Below are 16,921 nucleotides of genomic sequence, written 5' to 3'. Positions count from 1 at the left end.
CCCTGACCCCCATTGGCAAAACCCTAGTGGAAACTAACAAATTCTTCTACCTACAAGTGTTTCTATGTAGGTATACCCATAGGAGAAATATGAGAAACTACGAAATCACGAATATTCTTCGTGAAGGTAATGTAGAAGAGACGAAGTCTGCAGTAAAAGACTTACTCTCCAAATACAACTTCACGATCCAAGGCGAAGAGGATTGGGGTTCTAAAAGACTCTGGCATCCCGTTGGACAAGACGAACAAGGTCACTTCACACTCATCAAGTGTTCCGGATCCCCTACAGAAGTTTCAAAGATCGAACATGAGTTCAAACTCAATGTAAACATCTTAAAAACCCTAGTAATCAGGGCAAATGGCTAACGATCTCAACAAAGTACTACTCATCGGTCGAATGACCCGTGATCCGGAATTTAAATCGGTGAACGGAAGTTCTGTTGTCAATTTTTCAATTGCGAATAACAGAGTTTATGTGACTAACGGTGAAAAGAAAGAGGAAACTCATTATTTTGACTGCGTTGCATGGGGCCGACTCGCTGACATATTAAAACAATATGCTGGCAAGGGAAAACAAGTAGCGATCGAAGGCAGACTTCAACAACAGTCCTGGGAAACTCCTGAAGGCAAAAAAGCCACAAAAATCCGTGTTTATGTCGAATCCGCACAATTACTGGGCGGCCAAGGACAAGGTGGTGGTGGATCAGGTGGTGACCGTTCTGACAGTTCAACTTCTTATGATTCCGGCGTAAGTAGTGGTTATGATGATTATCCAGCCGGTGACGATGACATTCCTTTTTGATAGGTTATGATAATGAGCGAAACGACAAATACTGAAGAAACAAGAACAGATTCCCGTGAGAGTATGGACGGGATGGAAGACGACGATAAAGGCGGATTCCGTGGTAAAGACGGAGAAGGCAAATTCGGCCGTAAAAACGCAAAATATAAAAAGAAAGTATGTAAGTTCTGCGCTGACAAAGCCTTACTTGCAGGACTTGATTACAAACGAGTAGACATCTTAGAAAGATTTGTTACCAATCGTGGTAAAATCATTCCAAGAAGAATCACTGGAACTTGTGGTAAACACCAAAGAGCTCTAGCTCGTGAAATCAGAAAATCCAGATCTATCGGCTTATTGCCGTTTAAAGTTCTGTAGGAGTAACGGATGAAAGTTGTATTGCAAAAAGATGTATTGAATCTTGGTGATGCTGGTGATGTGAAAGAAGTTGCGGATGGTTACGCACGTAACTTCCTCATTCCTAGAAGATTTGCAGTCCGTGCAAATGATGGAAACACAAAATCCGCAGTCCACCAAAAGAAACTTGCTGAACTAAAACGTGATAAACGTGTGAAAGTGATGAAAGAACTTTCTTCTTCTATCGAAGGTAAAACTTACGAGATAAAAGTGAAAGTGGGTGAGAACGACAAACTTTTCGGTTCTGTAACAGCGAATGACATTGCACTCGCAATCAAAAACACTGGTGTAGAACTCGACAAACGCAAACTAGATTTAGGTGAGCCACTAAAGTCAGTGGGCGAATATAAAATTAAAGTTCGTTTGGCTGAAGGTGTTGTTCCACAAATCATAGTTAAAGTCGTCGGCCAAACATAGTTTTACGCTAACGTTTTTTCGATGAATTCTAACCCCCTTCAGGAGATAGAGTCTGAGAAGAACTTAATCGGTTACCTACTCATGAGAGGGGTAGCCGGGCAGGAAGACTTAGGTCTAAGCCCGGAAGACTTCTACATGGACAGTCATAGACGTATCTTTGAAGCTGTCACAGATCTCATCAGTGAAGGGATTTCCATCGACCTAGTTACGGTCACAAACCAAATGCGGGAGAAACGTCTTTTTAAAGATGAATCCCGCGACTTGGAATACATCACTTCCCTCTACAAAGATACCGTTCCTTTCCAACCACTGGACTATTATGTTCGGCGAGTGAAACGGATTTCGGATCGTCGTAAATACGTCGAAGCTTTAAACCAAGCCATAGATAAAGTAAAAATAGAACCTGGGGAAAACGATTCTGTATTTAGTCTTGTAGAACAGTCGCTTATGGACATCTCTCGCCAAGAGAGGTCCAAGGGTTTAAGAAAAGTAAAAGATGATGCCAATGCACTCATTGACTACATCAAAAACGTTGTGGCGGCAAGCCAAAATGGAACCGGTGGGATCAATGGATTAAAAACCCATTTTACTGGTTTAGATATGGCAACCACAGGTCTTAAGTCACACGAACTTATGATCCTTGCGGCACGTCCCGGTAACGGGAAAACAACCTTTGCCCTAAATATTGCTGCCAATGCAGCTTTAAAGGAACGTAAAACGGTTGTTATTTTTTCCCTTGAGATGAGTCGGATCGAGTTACTTTTGAAACTGATCAGTGCGGATGCAAGGATTGATTCTTATGCTTTAAAAGCGGGGACTTTGACTTCGGCACAAATGACCCAACTCAAAGATAGTATTGGAAATATCACTTCTGCTAGTTTGTACATTGATGATTCTGGGTATTTGACCATCCAAGAATTTTCGGCAAGACTGCGCCAACTCAGGACTACAGAAGAAGTGGGGCTAGTGATTGTGGATTATTTACAGCTAATGAGTGATCCAAAAGCAGCCATGGGGGGAAGGCAACAAGAGGTTGCCAATATTTCCAGGGGACTGAAACAAATGGCACGGGAAGTGGGTTGCCCCATTATCGCTTTATCGCAGATGAACCGTTCCATTGAAAACCGATCCAAAGACCAAAGGCCGCAACTTTCCGACTTACGGGAGTCAGGTGCCATTGAGCAGGATGCGGATATTGTATGTTTTATATATCGGGAAGAAATGGTGAAACCTCCCGAAGAGCTAGACCCAAACAAAAGGGGAATGGCTGAGATCATCATCGCCAAAAACAGGGCGGGTGCAACGGCCGATTTTCCATTGATGTTCAATCCGAAGATCAGCCGTTTCGACAACGTTCCATTATAAAGAGGTTTTCAATTGAATCAGTGGGTAACATCAGAATATAAAAATAGAATGAGTGCAACGAGTGTATCGGATGCATCTGTTGGTAAAACTTTATTCCTTTCCGGATGGGCATTTCGTACCCGTGACCAAGGGGGAGTGATCTTTATCGACCTTCGTGATCGTTCCGGAATTTTACAAATTGTAGCTCGTAAAGAAATTTTAGGGGACGACTTCGTAAAAGTAGAAAAAATTCGTTCTGAGTTTGTAATTGCGGTAAAAGGAAAACTATCACTTCGTGATGCAGAATCGGTAAATCCCAAAATGGAGACCGGCAAATACGAGTTAATTGCTGAATCTGTTGAAATTTTAAACACATCCAAAACTCCTCCCTTTACCTTAGATGAGTTTGATCCGTCCGGCGAAGAAATTCGTTTGAAGTATCGTTACTTGGATATGCGCCGCGAAGAACTTCGTGATCGTTTGATCCTACGCCACAAACTAACCTTTGCTTTGCGAGAATATTTAGATAACAAATCCTTTTTGGAAATTGAAACTCCTATTTTAAATAAATCCACTCCGGAAGGGGCACGTGACTTTTTAGTTCCTTCTCGTTTGAATGCTGGAGAGTTTTATGCTTTGCCGCAGTCTCCCCAACTTTTCAAACAGATTCTTATGATTGGGGGAATGGAACGTTACTTCCAAATCGTAAAATGTTTTCGAGATGAAGACTTACGAGCAGACCGCCAACCTGAATTCACTCAGCTTGATATGGAGTTTTCTTTTGTCACAGAAGACGACATCCGCTCCGAGATAGAAGCCATGTGGGCGTATGCTTTAAAGAAAGTGTTTCACTTAGAAGTGAATGCACCCTTTATGACCATGCCGTATCATGTGGCTATGGAAGAATACGGTTCGGACAAACCAGACATTCGTTTTGGAATGAAACTGGTGAATGTATCCGAGATTGTAAAAGACGCTGATTTCCAAGTATTCAGTGCTGCTGTTTCCAGCGGTGGGGTGGTAAAAGCCATTTGTGTTCCCGGTGGTTCTGTGATTTCCAGAAAAGAAATCGAAGACCTGACCGGTTGGTTGTCTCGGGACTTTCGTGCGAAAGGTCTTGCTTACATGAAACATGGGGCAGCGGGCCTCGAGTCCACCATCACCAAACGTTTCACTCCGGAAGCACTTGCGGCGATTGCAAAAGCCGTAGGATCGAAAGAAGGGGACATGGTTTTCTTCGGAGCTGATTCTTCTAAGATTGTAAATGCTTCTCTTGGGGCACTGCGTTTGAAATTATCTGAAAAATACGATCCACCTAAGGTTCCTTATAGTTTCCATTGGGTCGTGGATTTTCCTATGTTTGAGTTGGATGAAGCCACAAAAACTTGGACCTTCCTCCACCATCCTTTTACTTCGCCCAAAGAAGAAGACTTTGATAAACTAAGAGATTGGAAAGCAGGGAAATCAGTTGACCTTTCTACGATTGGTGCTAAAGCTTATGATCTAGTTTTGAATGGAACGGAAATTGGTGGTGGTTCGATTCGGATTCACAATCCAGAAATCCAAAGCCTTGTTTTGGAAGCCATTGGAATTGGCGAAGAAGATGCAAAATCCAAATTTGGATTTTTACTCGATGCCCTTTCTTTTGGAGCTCCACCTCATGGGGGAATTGCTTTTGGTGTGGATCGGATTATGATGTTACTCACGGGTGGAACTTCTATTCGGGATGTCATTGCTTTCCCAAAAACACAAAAAGGAACTTGTATGATGAGTGAAGCACCGGGGCCTGTCGATGCAAAACAGCTTGAAGAACTAAAGCTCAGGGTAGTCACTATCTAATATGGATGAAAGTTTTACATTTCAGGAAGAATCCCTCTACCAAACGGTTTGTGGGATTGGAGACAGCAAACTCCCGTTATGGGAAAGTCGACTCAATGTAAAACTCATCCCTCGGGGAAAATCTCTTATCATCCAAGGGAGCGAGGACCAAGTTCAAGTTGCCTTGGATACCTTCCACAAAGTGGAAGAAAATTTCAAACGTAGACCTGACAAAGCTGAGTATTCTTTTTTTGATATTGATTACCTTGTGAATAAGGTAAAAGACTCGAGTGGTGGTTGGCCGACCCCCGGCTCCTCTGACTTCCAAAAGGAAGGAGAGAGTTGGACCCCGAGAGACAAAATCTTTGTTACCTTTAAAGGAAAACCCATCTTTCCTCGCACCAAAAACCAAGAAAGTTTTGTGGATAGCCTTCACAAAAACTACATCACTATTGCTATGGGTCCTGCTGGAACGGGAAAAACATTTTTATCCATTGCGACTGCGTGCCGGATGATGCAAACCGGGGAAGTGGACCGGTTGATTCTCACTCGTCCGGCGGTGGAAGCCGGAGAGAACTTGGGATTTTTACCGGGAGATTTAACACAAAAAGTAAATCCTTATTTACGCCCCATCTATGATGCGTTACACGAATGTATTGGTTTTGAAAAAACAACAGAGTATCTGCAAGTGGGTAAAATTGAGATTGCACCCATTGCTTTTATGAGAGGGCGTACTCTCTCTCATTCCTTTATCATTTTAGATGAAGCGCAGAACTGCACTTTGCCTCAATTAAAAATGTTTCTCACTCGTTTTGGTAAAAAATCCAAAATGGCAATCTCCGGGGATGCCACCCAAATCGACTTGGCTCACGGGCGTTCCGGACTAGAAAAAACAGTGTATACCCTTCGTAATCTAAACGGAATTGAAACGATTTTCTTTGGGAGAGAGGATATTACACGCCACCCAATCGTCGAATCTATTGTCAGGCGATTCGAAGAGAACGAAAGTCTCTTCTCTAAAAAACCATGAAAAAGATTTTAGATTCCTCCATGACTCAAGTAACAGACTTTCTAACAAAAGTTAGGCCAGTCTCTGTTGTCAGAAACATACAAATCATTCTGGTTTCGCTTACACTCCTTTTTGTGACTTATGTACTTTCGATTCCTTTTTTTGGGCAAACAAGTGTTAATACGGACCCGGATGGATTGTTTTCCGAAGGTAAAATTGCTCCAGAGACCATTCAATCGGTAAAAGAATTTTCTTACGAAGATACAGAAAAAACAAACGTTGAGAAACAAAAAGCAAGCGCCAGTGTTCCGTTTGCTTTTGATAAAGACTTCGGAGTTTTAGTCGCAGGAATTGATACGAATCTTTCGGAAGATATCGAAATCCTACGCACCATCCTCGCTGAAGGAAAGGGAACTCCTGCTGGGGTGAAGGACAAAATTCCCAGATGGCGTAACCGCACCAATGAAGAAATCCAAGCCATTTTGGATTATCCGAAAAAAGACAAATTAAAGAACTTTATACAACAATATACAAACTTAATTTTTTCCAAATATTGTATTGTAAAAGAAGACTTAAGTTTTGCCAGAGATTTGGACAAAGCAGGGGCCAAGATTCGTAACATTGGAACCCAAGACCAAACGTCCATCATCGATGGAAATTTAGTGATCCCAAGATCCCAAATTTATAAAGAGGGACCTGTTGCTTCCGTATTATCTAAGTTAGCTTCTGAGAAATTGCCAAATGTCTCTGAATCACTTCTGAAAGCTGTCTCTCGGATTGGACTGTATTATGTATATTCCTATCCTGCGTGTAATTACAATCCGGAAGAAACAGAAAATGCTCGTATGCGGGCTACGAATTCCGTTCCGATTCAAAAGAGTCGGATCCAAGCCAATGAAGTGATTGTTCGTGCAGGAGACGTGATCACTCCCGAAGTCAAATTAAAGTTAGAGATGATGAATCGTTATGCAACAAGGGCCAACTTGGCATCGATTGTTTCTATTTTTCTAACCCAATGTGTTCTGATTGTGATCGTTGGGTTTTATCTCATTCGTTACAGACCCAATCGGTTGAATGATCTTTCCAGTAATTTGATTATCTTTTTTACACTTTGGATTGTGATCGCCTCGATTTATCTTCTTTCCAAGATCTTTTATGCAACTGACAGTGATTTATCGGCAGTATACTATTTTGGAATGTTTGTTCCTGTTGGGATGCTCTGTTTACTTCTTGGCTTTGTTTATGACGAACAACTTTCCATTGCCATTGGATTTTTTCTTTCCTTTGCTGTATTCTTTGCTTCTCGTTACAACCCAACGTCCTTTATGTTGGCCTTTACTGTTGCTGTGATGAGTTCGATTTATGGAAGGCGACTTCTCAAACGAATTGATTTTTTAAAGGCAGGTTTTTTACTAACCTTTGTCCAAATCCTGATTACCACCGCCGGGTATTTGTTTGATGGAAGAGAATTTTTTGTGGTCACAGGGTCTGGTTTTTTTCGGGACTTAAGTAATTCCAATTTATTTAGAATCACTGTGATGTGTTTTATCAATGGATTTGCTAGTGCCACTGCGGTTCAGTTTTTACTTCCTTTGTATGAATATGTATTTAATATTCCTACGCGTTTCAAACTGATTGAACTTGCTGACACTGGCCATCCTCTTTTGCAACAACTTCTCACCAAAGCCCCGTCGACTTATACACATACGTTTATGGTGGCAGCGTTGTCAGAACGTGCAGCTCAAAATCTAAACTTAGATAGACTTCTTGTTCGTGTGGGTGTGTATTTTCACGATATTGGAAAAATACCTAATGCTGGTTTTTTTGTCGAAAATCAACATTTAATTCCAAAACCAGAACATATTGATAAAGATAATCCTGCCTTGGCCGCAAAGACTGTCATTGATCACGTGTTAGATGGAATTGAGATGGCTAAAAAAGCACGTCTTCCTCGGGAGATCATAAGTTTTATACCAGAACACCATGGAACTTCGACCATGGCATTTTTTTATCATAAGGCGTTACAGGATATTTCTGCCTCTGCTCGTAAAAATATTAACAAAAAAGATTTTCAATACCCAGGTCCGAAACCACAAAGTAAAGAAACAGGGATTGTGATGATTGCTGATTCTTTGGAAGCTGCATCACGTTCGTTAGACGAAGTTTCGCAAGAAAGTTTGGATGAACTGATTCGTAAAATCATCAATTCCAAATTGGCAGAAAACCAATTAGACGAAAGTGGTCTTACCATTGGTGATTTGGAAATCATCAAAGCCAGTTTTAAAGAAGTACTACTTTCAAGTTTACACCAAAGGCCTAAATACCCAAAACCAGAAGATACCAAAGCATTGGAAGCTGCTGGTACTAAAAAAACTAAAAAATGAATTCTTCACTTATGGTTTTGACTCATTGGAACGACCAGTGGGGGGATTCAAGTATCAGACCTGAATTAGTTTTGGAAAACTGTGAACGGATTCTCCAATACCTTAGTCCCGATTTTTTAAAGTCCTTAGAACTTTCCATCCTAGTTGTGGATGATCGCCTTATGCAAGAAATCAATCGGGAGAGAAGGGGCTTAAACAAAACCACTGATGTTTTATCTTTCCCTCTTTATTCAGAATCACCGCCCATCCCCTTTCAGATCTTAGGTGAAGTTGTCATCTCTATGGATACCTGCATTCTCCAAGCAAAAGAAATTGGACATAGTCTCGTGGATGAGTTCTATCGCCTGCTAGTGCATGGAATTTTACATTTGTTTGGGTATGACCATGAAACAAATGAAGACGATGCCATCCTTATGCGTAAAAAAGAAGATGAGTGTTTGGATTTGGTGTTTGAAAGATAAATGGCCATTCGAAAAGAAAGAGGGATTGTCATCCAAAGTCGAGATATTGGAGATAGTGACAGAGTGATTAGTCTTGCTGGTGAAACGCAAGGTAGGATGAATTTTTTAAGTAAAGGAATTCGTAAGTCCAAACGTCGCGCCATCATCACCACAGAGCTTGGATCTCTCGTGGAACTTGATTATTATGATCAAGCTGAGAAGGATTGGAAGTCTATTAAGGAAGTCCATCTTGTGAACCGGTATGATGAATTAAAATCTGATTATCTGGGTACGTTGTTTGTACTTTATCTGACAGAACTTACTTCGATGATTTACCCTGAAGGGGAAAGTCATCCCTTTCTTTTCCAACTTCTCTCGGGGAGTTTGGATACATGCAATGAAAAGGGTTTTCAGAAACAAATCCTTCCCTTTTTTAAATTGCGAGCCTTATCTCATATGGGCCATTTCCCAACAGAATTCTATTGTCATACTTGTGGGGAGGAGGTCCTTACTAAACAAGCGGCCTACTTTTCTGTGGATGACCGTGAATTTTTATGTTCTGATTGTCATCCTATTCCCAAAGATCATTTGCCTGTTTTGAAACTATTTCATACTATGTTATCAAAGAAATTTTCAAACGTAGTGGGTATGTTCCCTCGGGAAACGGAGTATAGGGATGGGGATCTGATTTTGAATCAGTTTTTGCGTTCTCTATTTGGAAAAGAGTTAAAAACATACTTCGAGTTTTACAAAACGATAGGGTATTTATGAATTCTCTCACTAAAACAATTTTACTTTGTATGACTCTTTCTGTTTTTTTTGCTTTGGTCCAACTTCTCTTAAAGGGAGAGGACTTGCGAAAAAATAGAAAAAATATAACGGGAAAAGATCAATCCGAAACTTTTCAATCCACTCTCAGGGAAGAAAAAGAAAGTATTCCTCATTTTGTAACTAGGTTCAAACAAAGAAGTTTTGAACTTTGGCAGAATTCGGACAAACTTAAGATGGAAATCAAATATTAAAAAATGAATGTAAATCAACTATTAAAACAACTTGTATTATCTGAATTAGAGAAAGCAATCGATCTTTATCTAAATAAAAATAACCTTACCTCCGTTAAAGATTCATTAAAAATTCGAATCGAATATTCGAGGGATGAAAAATTTGGAGACTACTCTTCCCCTTTCGCTTTAGAAAACAAAAATGTATTAAACAAAAATCCGAAGGAGATTGCGGAAGCGGTCCTTATTGAAATTAATAATGATTCTATGTTCGAGTTTGTTAGTTTTTCCCCTCCCGGTTTTATCAATTTCCGAATTCATTCTGATTATTTGAATCAATATGTGGCATCTGTCATGTCACCCGGTGTTCAGTTTGCAGAATCACCGAAAAAAGAAAAAATCCTTCTCGAGTTTGTTTCTGCCAATCCTACAGGACCCATGAATATTGTCTCCGCTAGGTCTGCCGCTTATGGGGATGCACTGGCAAACTTACTTACAAGCCTTGGTCATAGCGTCAAACGAGAGTTTTATGTGAATGATTATGGAAACCAAGTGTATTTGCTTGGTGTCGCAGTTTTACTGCGAATTTTTGAAACCAAAGGTGAGGCCATTAGTTTCCAAGAAGAGGAATCTGAGGAGTCGGTAATCGAACTCATCAAAAAAAGAATTCTTCCTAAGGAAAGTTACCGAGGCGAATACATTAAAGACATTGCCATTCAATGTTTGGAAGACCAAACAAGCACCAAATTTGTATTTGATTCTGTAGCCAAAGAAAACTGGGATGAGGTGATTGACTTTCTTTCTCGTTATGCAGTGGATTACAATTTAGGCCGACAAAAAGAAGATCTGGCACTCTTTGGTGTGAACTTTGATTTGTTCTTTAGCGAACGTAGTCTCCATGAAGCGGGTGACGTGGAAAAGGTTCCTTCTATTTTGAAAACAGAAGATGTGACAACTATTGATGGAAAACTCCATTTCCTTTCCACTTTATACGGAGATGATAAGGATCGTGTGATCCGAAGAGAGGATGGCCGGCCTACCTATTTGATGGCAGACATTGCTTACCATTACAATAAGTTCACACGAGGATTTGATACTCTGATTGATATTTGGGGACCGGACCATTACGGATACATTGCCAGATTAAAAGGGGCAGTGAAATCTTTTGGAAAAACGGAAGAGAGTTTCAGGATTCTTATCGCGCAACAGGTCAATTTGATTGAGAACAAAGAAAAAGTAAAAATGAGTAAACGTTTGGGAATTTTCCAAACCATGAGGGACTTACTTTCTTATTTGGGCAAACAAGGTAAGGATGTGGGAAGGTATTTTTTCTTAATGAGAAGCTCCGATGCCCCGCTTGATTTTGATTTGGATTTAGCCAAAGATGAATCCGATAAAAACCCTGTATTCTATATTCAGTATGCGCATGCAAGGATCTGTTCTATCTTTCGTGAATTACAAGTTCCTATGGAATTCAAACCCCTGGAATCAGAAATTTCTGTGGAATTTTTAAAACAAGAAGAACGGACACGACTTCTCTTTTGGGTAGCAAGACTCCAAGAAGAAGTATATGACACTGCTACAAGTTTTGAACCACATCGGCTTACAAACTATTTACAATCACTCAGTAAGTCGTTCACAAAGTTTTATTCACAAAAAGACAACCGGATCAAAGACAAATCGGGAAGCGAAAGAGATACACTTCTTGTCCTTGTATTGTATACTAAGTTGGCATTAGAAAGTGGACTCAAACTTCTTGGAATTTCTGCACCTGAGAAAATGTCAAAAGAAGAGATATAAAAGAATTCCAATGGAAGCACCATACATTGTCATTGTTTCGACTGGTTCTGAGATTACCGCAGGTCGTAGTTTGGATACAAACTCTGGTTGGATGGCAAACCAACTTTTTGAACTTGGTTGGAAGGTAAAAAAGTTCATCGCTCTACCTGATGATCCAGATCTCATTCTTTCTGAGTTACAGGTTTTGAAAGAGCTGACAGAAACAAGACCAGTCCTTGTTCTTATGACTGGTGGTCTTGGCCCGACAGAAGACGATTATACTTTAGAAACCGTTTTAAAACTGAGTAAAAAAAAGTCTTATTCAGTAGAAAAAGCTAAGATCCGTTTGCAACGTATTTATGAATCCAGGGGAAAACAATACAGCGATATCTTACCTACAGTCCTTCGCCAAACGCATGTTCCCGAAGATTGCAAAACTCTAGACAATACGGTGGGAATTGCCGTAGGTTTTGTGGAGCCAATCGGACCTAACTCCTATTTGGTTTGTATGCCAGGGGTTCCTTCCGAAATGAAGGAGATGTTTAAACGTAGACTTGTACCTGAGCTCAAACGAATTTATCCCCGTGAAAATTTAGTCCAAAGGACTAAATGGTTGTGGAATATCGGTGAGTCTTTGTACCAAAAGGACTTTGTGGAAGCACTCAGAGAAGAGCTTTTTAAAAATGTAGACTGGGGAGTTACGGCAAACCGGGGTTATATTAAATGTATTTTTCAATCGACTGATTCTAAACAGTTAGATACAATCATTCAAAGATTAGAAGCGCAGTATCCAAAAATTATTTCTGATGATGTTTTCGAATTCGTACATGAATACTTACTCGCTGAAAAGTTGACAATTGCTGTGGGAGAAAGTTGTACAGGCGGTCTTCTTGGAAAAAAACTAACAGAATCTCCGGGTTCTAGTTCTTATTTTGTAGGCGGATTTTTGACCTATTCAAATCAAATGAAAGAATCTTTGTTAGGTGTTCCCCGTGATACATTGAATAATTTCGGTGCTGTGAGTAAAGAAACAGCAGAAGCCATGGCAAAAGGGATTTCTGAAAAAACAAAAGCCGATTATTGCGTTTCTATCACTGGGATTGCGGGGCCTGACGGGGGAACTGAGTTAAAACCTGTGGGAACTGTTTGGATTGGCTTAAAAACTCCTGATGGTTCTATCCAAACCCATTCTTATCTTTTTCCTGGAAACAGAGAAGGAATTCGAGAAAATGCGAGTAATACAGCATTATTTTTATTATACCAGTCATTAAAACAAAGGAACGTTTAACATGTGGCAGACGATCATCTATTCATTTTGTTTTTTCCTATTATTCTTTTTTAGTTGGGATGTGGATATGAATCTTGTTCCGAGCATCCGTGAAACTTGGGTATGGAACAGTGAAGGAAGATTTGGAACTACTTCTCCGAAAATTGGGGAAGATCCTTTGAAAACAATCAATGGATACAAAGTAGGGGGCAGGTATTATTCTTTTCGAACTGAGAAATTTTTAGAAGCAGATCCTAAGTATTTAGTCGACTTTCCTTTACTAACAAATGGATATCTATTGTATGAAAAGATTGGAGATGAGGTTAACTTTTTCTCGGACGCAGGAGAACTTTTTTGGAAAAAACCAATCAATTCCTATCCACGGAGTGGATACTTTGCCTCTCCTGTTTTATATTTATCGGGTGATAATAATACTGTCTTTTTAATGGATGAAAGTGGCAACAAGGTCGGCAAATCAGAGTTAAACGGAAGATTTTTAACCGATTACCAATTTGATTCCAAAAATAAAGGTGTAATTGTTCTCTTTTCTGGTGGCGAATTATACCGTTTGGATGAAAAGGGGAATGTTCTCTTTGAAAAAGAACTCTCCAGGGACAAAAAGGATTCGTTCTTTAAATCAGTATCTTTGTCTCCTGATGGAAAATTTTCTTCGATCCATTATTCCTTGTTAGATAAGGATTTTATTGAAGTGTTTGATGAATCGGGGGAATCGGTCGAAGAGTTTTCTCTCCCTAAGTTCTACCCACATAAACTTTATTTTGTCACTGGAAATGATGGATCTGTGATTTTTAATTTACCTGATTCTTTGGCATTTTACAAGGATGGAAAATTGGTTTGGGAGAAAACCAAATCCAAGGTCGGTGGGGTATACCAATCCATTTTTAATATGGACTCGATTTACGTGGCTGTTATAGAATCAGAAATTCAAGTTTATAATACAAATGGAAGTTTGATTCGTTCCAAAAGAATTCCCCCATCCGAGTTACCGGTTCGGTTTTTTCCTGGAAAAACAAATTCCGCATTCTATATGCAATCAAAATCTGATTTGATGCAGTTTCAAATTTTTTGAGTTCTCACAGGTGTAAATGAATCCAGAAATTCAATACAAATTGGATTTAATTAGGTTTTGGATTTTGAATCCACTTCATAAATAGAAAGTGATTTAAAACCAGTCCGTCCTTCCCGATTAATCATCGCTATGGTTTCTGTACATACGCCCGGTTCAATATTGAATATGAGTTGGTCTGAGATTTCCCGACAAATATAAAGTCCACGGCCATGGCTATCTTCTAATCCTTTGGGGAAACCTGTAGAATCATCGATACTAATATGCCTGTCTAACCTGTGTAAAATTTCTTCCTTTCGAAGAGAGCCAAATTGATCGCGAACAACAATAAAAATTGTACTTTCAGTGGCGCCGTATCCAATTAGGAAATAATCATCTGGCATCAGTTGGATATTGTCTAAGGGGACTACCATGTCATGGCTTGGGATTTCAAATTGGTATTTGTATTCTCCTTCGTGAGTGCGAGGAGCACGAATCATTGCATTGGAAGTTAATTCTTCTAACACTTGTTGGATGGCTTTTGGGGCACCTAATTGGATTAGATTTTTAGAGATTTTTCCGCAGAGAATTGATCTGTCTTGATCCGATTTGATTTGTTTGTAAATAATGCCGTTTGTTGGAGCCTCTTCAAACTCACTATTAAAATTGTCGCTATAAACTTTGAAATCGTTTGAAAAATATTTTTCGATTCCAAAGATATCTTTGGAAAGAAGTTTCTCTACCATTACTTCGATTAGGTGGATGTCTAAAAAACTATATTTTGGAATTATATTCCAAATATGAAGATCTTTTGCATATTTAATGTATTCATTAATATTGTAGGCAGTCATTAGCGCATAGAGTACATGCGGAAATTCTTTTTGGATGAGTTTGACTAAGTCAATTCCCGACTTACCGGGAAGACGAATGTCTGTAATGGTTAAGTCAATTTTTTCGTTCGTTAGATACCAAACTGCCTCTTCAAAATGTTCAGCACCGAAAACATTGTATTTTGTGCTGAGTAAATCCATAATTGCTTCGCGAATGGAATGGATGTCTTCAACTATAAGGATTGATTTTTTCATGGATTTTGCTCCGTGATATCGTTTGTAAGAGGAAAGGAAATGGTAAAACGAGTTTTTTGTTCTACGGACTTCACCGAAATATTACCATCATGTTCTTTGACAATGGAGTGACAGATCGAGAGTCCAAGACCCGTCCCTGTGCCCGATTTATTACTAGTAAAAAATGGATCAAAAATCTTTTGGATGATGGCATCGGGAATTCCACCCGCATTGTCTTCCACAATGATATGGAGCCAGTTTTTTGTTTTTCGAAGTTCAATTGAGATCTCTCCCGGCCTATAATCGAATGCCTGTAAAGAGTTACGAAATAAATTCATAAACAGACGTTCCATCTTCCCTGGGTGAAAAGGAAATTGGTATTCATAATCGCAGGAGATCCGCCAAACTATGTTTTTACTCAAATGGGGATAAAGACGAATCACTGTATCTTTAGCACGGTTGATGGTTTCAACAATATCTCCGAGAGTCACTTTTACTTTATCTGTTTTTGCAAAAGAAATGATATCCGAGACAATGATCGCAGCTCTCGAAATATCATTTTTAATCATATCCAATCTTTTTTCAATTTGTTCAGGAGGTTGGTTTTGCCAATTTGCTTTTAGATTCTGTAGTGTTAGGCTAATTCCTGTTAGCGGGTTATTTAACTCATGGGCAATTCCGGAAATTAAAATTCCAAGAGAGGCAAGGTTTCGCATTCGGAATGATTCTTCTTCTTTGTCTCTTTGTTTGGTGACATCAGAGATTTTTTCCACCATCCAAAATAGATCTTCTTGTTTGGGATAGGGATAAAATTCGAGTAAGAGAGTTTGTTTTTTATCCTCTGACCGAAAAAAAATCTCTCTTGTGATGGGAGTGGAATAAGTTTGGTTTTTGTCTTTGGGTTTGACGTTAATTTTGGGACAATAAGGGCAGATGTCACTTCGTTGGTACAAAACTTCATAACATTTACGATCAAGAAGTTCATCATATTTATTGTTTTTGGCAAATAGAATGGTCGCAAGGTTTGCTCTTTGGATATTAAAATCCGAATCAATGAGAACCAGTGGATCTTGTACCACATCGTAAATGGCTTCAAGTTCCCTTGCTTTTTCTGCCACTTTTTCAACGGATGTTGAGTCGCTATTTTGAGAATTTTCAGGCAAAATCAATACCCTAAAGACTGGTTCAATTGTTTGAACATGGACTTTTGACTTTTATTTCCACCAGTTTTTTGTAAGGCGGAGATAGAAGTCAGTTGGCTATGAAAGTCTAAAAGAAATTTGATATAAAAATCTTTTTTGAAATCATTACGTTCCCCTTTGATTTCATCATTACGAAGAGAAGAGAGTGGAAAACTATCTGACCCGTCCAGGCCTGAAAAACTAATCACCATATCGTTGAGTGATGTATCGAGTGGAGATGTATCTGTGATTTTAGTTTTTGTTTTTTGTTCGATTTCTGTATCTTCTGTAACTACTAAAACTTCTACTTTAGAAAGAACGGATCCATTGAATTCGAGGAGGATCGATTTTTCTTCCGAATGTTTGATTCGGTTTTTATTTTGTGGGTCTGGATCTACTTTGTATTTGCGAATGCGAATCCCTGTCCGATTGGGATAGGTTCCAATAAAATGTATGGTTGTGTTCGCAGGTAAAGAAGTGAGATGTTCGTAGGTAAGAAGCTCCCTAGCTTTAGCGATTTCTCGGTAAAGGCTAAGGATTTCCTTATCTAATCTAGTTTCTTTTTCGGAAATGCCAGTCTCAGCAAAGAGGCTGACACAGAAGAAGAATAAATTAAGGAGTAGTAGTAGGAGCCGGTACTTCGGAAGGTGTTCCATCAGTTTCTACCGGAGCTTCTAAACTTGGTTCTAGATCGGGAACTAAAACTTCGTCTTTTTTAGCGAATACAAAGGATAGTGCCAAAGAGAGAACGATGAAAAGAATCGCTGCCACTCTTGTGGTTTTTGTCATCACGTCAGCAGTAGATGCTCCAAATACTGATTGGCTGGCGGTAGATCCACCTAACATTCCTGCACTTCCGCCTTTTCCAGTTTGGATCATGACAAGAAGGATAAGAAAGAGTGAAAGTAGAATAAAAAGTGTGAGGATGGTTCCTGCAAAAAATCCCATAGTGTT

General features: G+C 39.5%; 18 protein-coding genes. 14 read left to right on the top strand and 4 right to left on the bottom strand.

All coding sequences use genetic code 11. The annotated features are described in order from the left end of the window. Nucleotides 1-89: 89 nt before the first annotated feature. The 14 genes from rpsF to LEP1GSC199_RS12375 all read left to right on the top strand — a co-directional run bounded on the left by rpsF (nucleotide 90) and on the right by LEP1GSC199_RS12375 (nucleotide 13,746). The gene (gene rpsF / locus LEP1GSC199_RS12440) at nucleotides 90-365 is read left to right on the top strand and encodes a 30S ribosomal protein S6 (protein ID WP_002973803.1); all 276 of its coding nucleotides are present in this window, start codon (nucleotides 90-92) and stop codon (nucleotides 363-365) included. Beyond that, nucleotides 358-801 (top strand): single-stranded DNA-binding protein, encoded by a 444-nt coding sequence (locus tag LEP1GSC199_RS12435; RefSeq protein ID WP_039926711.1) that lies wholly within the window; start codon nucleotides 358-360, stop codon nucleotides 799-801. The genes rpsF and LEP1GSC199_RS12435 overlap by 8 nt, the downstream gene beginning before the upstream one ends. Nucleotides 802-873: 72 nt before the next feature. Further along, a complete protein-coding gene (gene rpsR / locus LEP1GSC199_RS12430; RefSeq protein ID WP_198012760.1) occupies nucleotides 874-1,158 on the top strand; it encodes a 30S ribosomal protein S18 in 285 nt (94 codons plus the stop codon). A 9-nt stretch (nucleotides 1,159-1,167) separates the two neighbouring features. Continuing rightward, on the top strand, nucleotides 1,168-1,614 hold the full coding sequence (gene rplI, locus LEP1GSC199_RS12425) for a 50S ribosomal protein L9 (protein WP_002982956.1): 447 nt from the start codon (nucleotides 1,168-1,170) through the stop codon (nucleotides 1,612-1,614). Nucleotides 1,615-1,635: 21 nt separating this feature from the next. Further along, nucleotides 1,636-2,979, top strand: coding sequence for a replicative DNA helicase (gene dnaB, locus LEP1GSC199_RS12420; protein WP_039926708.1), 1,344 nt, complete (start codon nucleotides 1,636-1,638; stop codon nucleotides 2,977-2,979). A 12-nt stretch (nucleotides 2,980-2,991) separates the two neighbouring features. Further along, entirely contained in the window at nucleotides 2,992-4,797 is a 1,806-nt protein-coding gene (gene aspS, locus LEP1GSC199_RS12415) for an aspartate--tRNA ligase (protein ID WP_039926706.1), read from the top strand. A 1-nt stretch (nucleotide 4,798) separates the two neighbouring features. Next, nucleotides 4,799-5,806: a PhoH family protein gene (locus tag LEP1GSC199_RS12410; RefSeq protein ID WP_002982548.1), complete on the top strand. Its 1,008-nt coding sequence runs from the start codon at nucleotides 4,799-4,801 to the stop codon at nucleotides 5,804-5,806. Then, a complete protein-coding gene (locus tag LEP1GSC199_RS12405; protein ID WP_002982876.1) occupies nucleotides 5,803-8,169 on the top strand; it encodes an HD family phosphohydrolase in 2,367 nt (788 codons plus the stop codon). The genes LEP1GSC199_RS12410 and LEP1GSC199_RS12405 overlap by 4 nt, the downstream gene beginning before the upstream one ends. After that, a complete protein-coding gene (gene ybeY / locus LEP1GSC199_RS12400) occupies nucleotides 8,166-8,630 on the top strand; it encodes an rRNA maturation RNase YbeY (protein WP_039926705.1) in 465 nt (154 codons plus the stop codon). The genes LEP1GSC199_RS12405 and ybeY overlap by 4 nt, the downstream gene beginning before the upstream one ends. Beyond that, a complete protein-coding gene (gene recO / locus LEP1GSC199_RS12395; RefSeq protein ID WP_002982412.1) occupies nucleotides 8,631-9,380 on the top strand; it encodes a DNA repair protein RecO in 750 nt (249 codons plus the stop codon). It begins immediately after the preceding gene. After that, nucleotides 9,377-9,631, top strand: a complete 255-nt coding sequence (locus LEP1GSC199_RS12390; protein WP_002982930.1) for a hypothetical protein — start codon at nucleotides 9,377-9,379, stop codon at nucleotides 9,629-9,631. Before recO ends, LEP1GSC199_RS12390 begins: the two co-directional genes overlap by 4 nt. A gap of 3 nt (nucleotides 9,632-9,634) precedes the next feature. Continuing rightward, the gene (argS, locus tag LEP1GSC199_RS12385; protein ID WP_002982691.1) at nucleotides 9,635-11,410 is read left to right on the top strand and encodes an arginine--tRNA ligase; all 1,776 of its coding nucleotides are present in this window, start codon (nucleotides 9,635-9,637) and stop codon (nucleotides 11,408-11,410) included. Between the two features lie 10 nt (nucleotides 11,411-11,420). Next, nucleotides 11,421-12,677: a nicotinamide-nucleotide amidohydrolase family protein gene (locus tag LEP1GSC199_RS12380; protein WP_002982981.1), complete on the top strand. Its 1,257-nt coding sequence runs from the start codon at nucleotides 11,421-11,423 to the stop codon at nucleotides 12,675-12,677. 1 nt (nucleotide 12,678) lies between these two features. Continuing rightward, a complete protein-coding gene (locus tag LEP1GSC199_RS12375) occupies nucleotides 12,679-13,746 on the top strand; it encodes a hypothetical protein (protein WP_002982500.1) in 1,068 nt (355 codons plus the stop codon). 50 nt (nucleotides 13,747-13,796) lie between these two features. Here the strand turns inward: LEP1GSC199_RS12375 and LEP1GSC199_RS12370 are convergent, their stop codons facing one another. The 4 genes from LEP1GSC199_RS12370 to secG are packed head-to-tail and all read right to left on the bottom strand — an operon-like array spanning nucleotide 13,797 to nucleotide 16,915. Further along, the gene (locus tag LEP1GSC199_RS12370) at nucleotides 13,797-14,807 is read right to left on the bottom strand and encodes a response regulator transcription factor (protein ID WP_002983270.1); all 1,011 of its coding nucleotides are present in this window, start codon (nucleotides 14,805-14,807) and stop codon (nucleotides 13,797-13,799) included. Continuing rightward, the gene (locus tag LEP1GSC199_RS12365) at nucleotides 14,804-15,949 is read right to left on the bottom strand and encodes an LIC_12097 family sensor histidine kinase (protein ID WP_002983062.1); all 1,146 of its coding nucleotides are present in this window, start codon (nucleotides 15,947-15,949) and stop codon (nucleotides 14,804-14,806) included. Before LEP1GSC199_RS12365 ends, LEP1GSC199_RS12370 begins: the two co-directional genes overlap by 4 nt. A 2-nt stretch (nucleotides 15,950-15,951) precedes the next feature. After that, the gene (locus tag LEP1GSC199_RS12360) at nucleotides 15,952-16,623 is read right to left on the bottom strand and encodes an LIC_12096 family protein (RefSeq protein ID WP_002982427.1); all 672 of its coding nucleotides are present in this window, start codon (nucleotides 16,621-16,623) and stop codon (nucleotides 15,952-15,954) included. Continuing rightward, the gene (gene secG / locus LEP1GSC199_RS12355; RefSeq protein WP_002982856.1) at nucleotides 16,580-16,915 is read right to left on the bottom strand and encodes a preprotein translocase subunit SecG; all 336 of its coding nucleotides are present in this window, start codon (nucleotides 16,913-16,915) and stop codon (nucleotides 16,580-16,582) included. Before secG ends, LEP1GSC199_RS12360 begins: the two co-directional genes overlap by 44 nt. Nucleotides 16,916-16,921 lie beyond the last annotated feature (6 nt).

Origin of the sequence: Leptospira vanthielii serovar Holland str. Waz Holland = ATCC 700522 (genome assembly GCF_000332455.1) — a bacterium.
GTDB lineage: Bacteria > Spirochaetota > Leptospiria > Leptospirales > Leptospiraceae > Leptospira_A > Leptospira_A vanthielii.
Note: the sequence above shows the minus strand (reverse complement) of the source record. Positions and strands in the feature narration are given on the sequence as shown.

Excerpts from the sequence above, each read along its gene's own strand:
- rpsF (WP_002973803.1), top strand. The coding sequence starts at position 90 with ATGAGAAACTACGAAATCACGAATATTCTTCGTGAAGGTAATGTAGAA.
- LEP1GSC199_RS12435 (WP_039926711.1), top strand. The coding sequence starts at position 358 with ATGGCTAACGATCTCAACAAAGTACTACTCATCGGTCGAATGACCCGT.
- rpsR (WP_198012760.1), top strand. The coding sequence starts at position 874 with ATGGAAGACGACGATAAAGGCGGATTCCGTGGTAAAGACGGAGAAGGC.
- rplI (WP_002982956.1), top strand. The coding sequence starts at position 1,168 with ATGAAAGTTGTATTGCAAAAAGATGTATTGAATCTTGGTGATGCTGGT.
- dnaB (WP_039926708.1), top strand. The coding sequence starts at position 1,636 with ATGAATTCTAACCCCCTTCAGGAGATAGAGTCTGAGAAGAACTTAATC.
- LEP1GSC199_RS12410 (WP_002982548.1), top strand. The coding sequence starts at position 4,799 with ATGGATGAAAGTTTTACATTTCAGGAAGAATCCCTCTACCAAACGGTT.
- LEP1GSC199_RS12405 (WP_002982876.1), top strand. The coding sequence starts at position 5,803 with ATGAAAAAGATTTTAGATTCCTCCATGACTCAAGTAACAGACTTTCTA.
- ybeY (WP_039926705.1), top strand. The coding sequence starts at position 8,166 with ATGAATTCTTCACTTATGGTTTTGACTCATTGGAACGACCAGTGGGGG.
- recO (WP_002982412.1), top strand. The coding sequence starts at position 8,631 with ATGGCCATTCGAAAAGAAAGAGGGATTGTCATCCAAAGTCGAGATATT.
- LEP1GSC199_RS12390 (WP_002982930.1), top strand. The coding sequence starts at position 9,377 with ATGAATTCTCTCACTAAAACAATTTTACTTTGTATGACTCTTTCTGTT.
- argS (WP_002982691.1), top strand. The coding sequence starts at position 9,635 with ATGAATGTAAATCAACTATTAAAACAACTTGTATTATCTGAATTAGAG.
- LEP1GSC199_RS12380 (WP_002982981.1), top strand. The coding sequence starts at position 11,421 with ATGGAAGCACCATACATTGTCATTGTTTCGACTGGTTCTGAGATTACC.
- LEP1GSC199_RS12375 (WP_002982500.1), top strand. The coding sequence starts at position 12,679 with ATGTGGCAGACGATCATCTATTCATTTTGTTTTTTCCTATTATTCTTT.
- LEP1GSC199_RS12370 (WP_002983270.1), bottom strand. The coding sequence starts at position 14,807 with ATGAAAAAATCAATCCTTATAGTTGAAGACATCCATTCCATTCGCGAA.
- LEP1GSC199_RS12360 (WP_002982427.1), bottom strand. The coding sequence starts at position 16,623 with ATGGAACACCTTCCGAAGTACCGGCTCCTACTACTACTCCTTAATTTA.
- secG (WP_002982856.1), bottom strand. The coding sequence starts at position 16,915 with ATGGGATTTTTTGCAGGAACCATCCTCACACTTTTTATTCTACTTTCA.